General features: G+C 70.9%; 3 protein-coding genes. 2 read left to right on the top strand and 1 reads right to left on the bottom strand.

All coding sequences use genetic code 11. The features are described 5' to 3' along the window. Positions 1-1,243: FAD-dependent monooxygenase (locus J0670_RS32635; protein ID WP_207815710.1), on the bottom strand; the 1,243-nt coding region annotated here is incomplete at its 3' end. Positions 1,244-1,358: 115 nt separating this feature from the next. Here J0670_RS32635 and J0670_RS32630 point away from each other — a divergent pair. Beyond that, positions 1,359-2,003: a TetR/AcrR family transcriptional regulator C-terminal domain-containing protein gene (locus J0670_RS32630; protein WP_207815707.1), complete on the top strand. Its 645-nt coding sequence runs from the start codon at positions 1,359-1,361 to the stop codon at positions 2,001-2,003. A 227-nt stretch (positions 2,004-2,230) separates the two neighbouring features. Further along, positions 2,231-3,870, top strand: a 1,640-nt coding sequence (locus tag J0670_RS32625; protein WP_207815705.1) for a phospholipase C, incomplete at its 3' end; no start/stop codon positions are given.

Raw genomic sequence — 3,870 nt, 5'->3', positions numbered from 1 at the left:
CGGTCAGCAGCGTCCAGTGCGGGCCGCGGAAGGCGTCGAAGAGGCGGGTGCCGCCCCGGCGGCCGTCCGGCGCGCGGTCGCCGGCCCGCAGGGCGTCGTCGGCGAGGGCCGGGCGGGTGTCCACGGCGAGCGAGGACGCCCGGTAGCCGAGGCCGAGCTGCTGGGTGGCCCGGCCGCGGCGGACCTCGCCCCGGTGGACCCGGGTGGACAGGTCCAGCATGGCGGCCGCGTTGGCACGGCGCTCCTCCTCATAGGTGTCGAGCAGGGCGGCGTCCGCGCGGCCGGACAGTACGGCGGCCAGCTTCCAGCCGAGGTTGTAGGCGTCCTGGATGCTGGTGTTCAGGCCCTGCCCGCCCGCCGGGGAGTGCACGTGGGCGGCGTCGCCGGCGAGGAAGACCCGGCCGGACCGGAAGCGGTCGGCGAGCGCCGCGCGGGGCCGGAACTCGGACGCCCAGCGCACGCCGGTCAGCTGGTCGGCGCGCAGGTGCGAGCGCTCGGCGACGAGGGCGCGCAGGCCGTCGAGCGAGAGGTCGGCGGTGGTGCCCTCCGGGTACTGGGCGACGAGCTGGAACTCCTCCGTCCCGGCCAGCGGGCAGATCGCGAGCATGCCCTGCTCGGCCTCGAAGACGTGCCAGTGCTCGCGGTCGAGCCCGGTGAGGTACACGTCGGCGACGAGCATCGGGGTCGGGTCCACCGTCTCCCCGGTCATCCCGATGCCGAGCAGCCGGCGCACCGTCGAGCGTCCGCCGTCGGCGGCGACCAGGTAGCGCGCCCGGACCGGACCGCCGCTCGCGAACTCGGCGGTCACGCCGTCCTCGTCCTGCATCAGGCCGACCAGTTCGCGGCCGAAGGCGACCTCGCCGCCCAGCTCGCGCAGCCGCGCGTACAGCACCTGCTGGGTGCGCCACTGCGGCAGCATCAGCGTCTCGGTGTACGGCTCGGCCTCGGAGGGCTCGGTCGGGTCGTACATCCGGCGTTCGCCCTGCGGCTCGCCGTCGCGCCAGAACAGGTTGGGCGGGTAGTGGCCGGCCACCGCGCGGACCTCGTCGAGCACGCCGAGGTCGTCCAGGACCTCCAGGGTGCGCGGCTGGAGGCCCTTGCCGCGGGAGCCGGGGAAGAGCGCCGGCCCGCGTTCGACCGCCAGCGCGGTGACGCCGCGCCGGGCGAGGTCCAGTGCCAGCGCGAGGCCGGTGGGCCCGGCGCCGATGATCAGGACCTCGGTGGTCGTGCCGTGGAAAGCCATGTCCTGAAGATCCTCTCCCTGGAAATCGATGTCGCGGATCGCCACGGAAACCTCCTTAACGTTGTTAAGTAGCCGTTGCCCGCAGCTTGCACTTAACGGCGTTAAACTGTCAACCGTGACACTGCGGAGAACCCCCAAGCTCGACCACGCCCAGGTCGTCGACACCGCGCTGAGGCTGCTGAACGAGGCCGGTCTCGACGGCCTCACCCTGCGCGCGATCGCCGCCGAACTGGACGTCAAGGCACCGGCGCTGTACTGGCACTTCAAGGACAAGCAGGCGCTGCTCGACGAGATGGCGACCGAGATCATGCGCCGCATGACGGCCGAGGCGCCGCCACCGACGGACGACTGGCGCCAGGAGTACCTCGCGACCATGCGCACGCTCCGCGCCCACCTGCTGCGCTACCGCGACGGCGCGAAGGTCTACAGCGGCGCCCGCTTCACGGACACCTCCTACGCCCCCGGCCTGGACGCCGCGCTGCGCGTGCTGATCGGGGCCGGCTTCAGCCCGGCCGCCGCCGCCCGCGCCTGGCAGACCGCGTACAGCTACACCATCGGCTACGTCGTCGAGGAGCAGGCCATGGGCCCCGACCCCTTCGCCGACCGGGAGGGCCACGACGTCGAGGCGCGCGCCGAGCGGCTGGCCGCCCACCCGCTGGCGGCCGAGGCGGGCCGGGTGATGTTCCAGGACTTCGACCTGGGTTTCGAGCAGGGCCTGGCGGCGGTGCTGGCCGGAGTCGAGGCGACGCTGCTGGCCTGAAATCGTCGGCGGGCATTCGCCGGAGATCGACGGAGATCGGCGGACTTGTCCGCCGATTCGCCGCCCTGACGCATCGTTTCGCACCCGGTTGGTTCACCATGGATTCACATGAACGCGTCAATCCCGTTCATGTGGCAGGTCTAGTTTCTAGCCGCCGCGACGCCGTGCTACGCGCGTCACGGCCCCAACTCCTGACACTGATGACGATGACGTCCGAGGAACCAGCCATGCACGCAGTCCCCACCCGCAAGCGGTGGCTCCGGTACGGCGCCGGCCTGGTCGGCGCGGCCTCACTGGCCGCCTTCGGCGGGGCGCCCGCCGCCTTCGCGGCCGACGGCCCGCAGACCGCCACGCCGATCAAGCACCTGGTGGTGATCTTCCAGGAGAACGTCTCCTTCGACCACTACTTCGGCACCTACCCGAACGCGGCCAACACCGCCGACGACAAGGCGAAGTTCACCGCCAAGCCGGACACCCCCAAGGTCGACGGCCTCAGCGACGACCTGCTCCACAAGAACCCCAACGGGACCAACCCGAAGCGCCTGACCCCGGCGCAGGCCGTCACCTGCGACCAGGACCACACCTACAAGGACGAGCAACTCGCCTTCGACGGCGGGAAGATGGACAAGTTCGTCGAGCACACCGACGTCGAGAGCTGCAAGGCCCCGATGTTCACCCAGCCCGGCCTGGTGATGGACTACTACGACGGCAACACCGTCACCGCCCTGTGGAACTACGCCCAGCGCTTCGCGATGAGCGACAACTCCTTCGGCACCACCTTCGGCCCGTCCACCCCCGGCGCGCTCAACCTGGTCTCGGGCCAGACCCACGGCGGCTACCCGGTCGACCCGAAGACCGGCCAGAAGACCACCGACGCCTACGTGGTCTCCTCCCCGGACGCCAACGGCGTGGGCACCGTCATCAACGACCCGGACCCGGGCTACGACGACTGCTCCAACCCCAAGCACAACCAGCTGGTGATGACCGGCAGGAACATCGGCGACCTGCTCAACGACAAGGGCGTCACCTGGGGCTGGTTCCAGGGCGGCTTCAAGCCGACCGGCACCAAGGACGGCAAGGCCGCCTGCGAAGCCGCCCACCCCAACGTCGTGGGCGCCTCGCAGACCGACTACAACCCGCACCACGAGCCGTTCCAGTACTACAAGTCCACCGCGAACCCGAGCCACCTGGCTCCGAAGAACGTGGACGAGGTCGGCCACAACGGCCAGGCGAACCACCAGTACGACCTGACCGACTTCGACGCCGCGCTGGCCAACGGCAACCTGCCCGCCGTCAGCTACCTCAAGGCCGCCAACTACCAGGACGGCCACGCCGGTTACTCCGACCCGCTGGACGAGCAGCACTTCGTGGTCGACACCCTGAACAAGCTCCAGAAGTCCAAGGACTGGGCCTCCACCGCCGTCGTCATCGCCTACGACGACTCGGACGGCTGGTACGACCACAAGTTCGCCGAGCCGGTCAACGGCTCGCGCGACGCCGCCAACGACAGCCTGAGCGGCGCCGGCCAGTGCGGCAAGGACGCCGGCTGGGGCGGCTACGCGGACCGCTGCGGCTTCGGCCCGCGCCTGCCGCTGATGGTGCTGTCGCCGTACGCCAAGGCGAACTTCGTCGACCACGCGCTCACCGACCAGTCCTCGATCCTGCGCTTCGTCGAGGACAACTGGAAGACCGGCCGGATCGGCGACTCCTCCTTCGACGAGCACGCCGGCTCCATCGAGGGCATGTTCGACTTCAAGAACGCCCAGTCGGCCACCCTGCTGCTCGACCCGGCCACCGGCCAGCCGGCCGGCGGTGACGGCTCGCAGACCGGCCAGACCGGCCAGACCGGCCAGACCGGCCAGCCCAC

It is taken from the genome of Streptomyces sp. FH025, from assembly GCF_017427025.1.
In the GTDB taxonomy this organism is placed as follows: Bacteria; Actinomycetota; Actinomycetes; order Streptomycetales; family Streptomycetaceae; genus Kitasatospora.
Note: the sequence above shows the minus strand (reverse complement) of the source record. Positions and strands in the feature narration are given on the sequence as shown.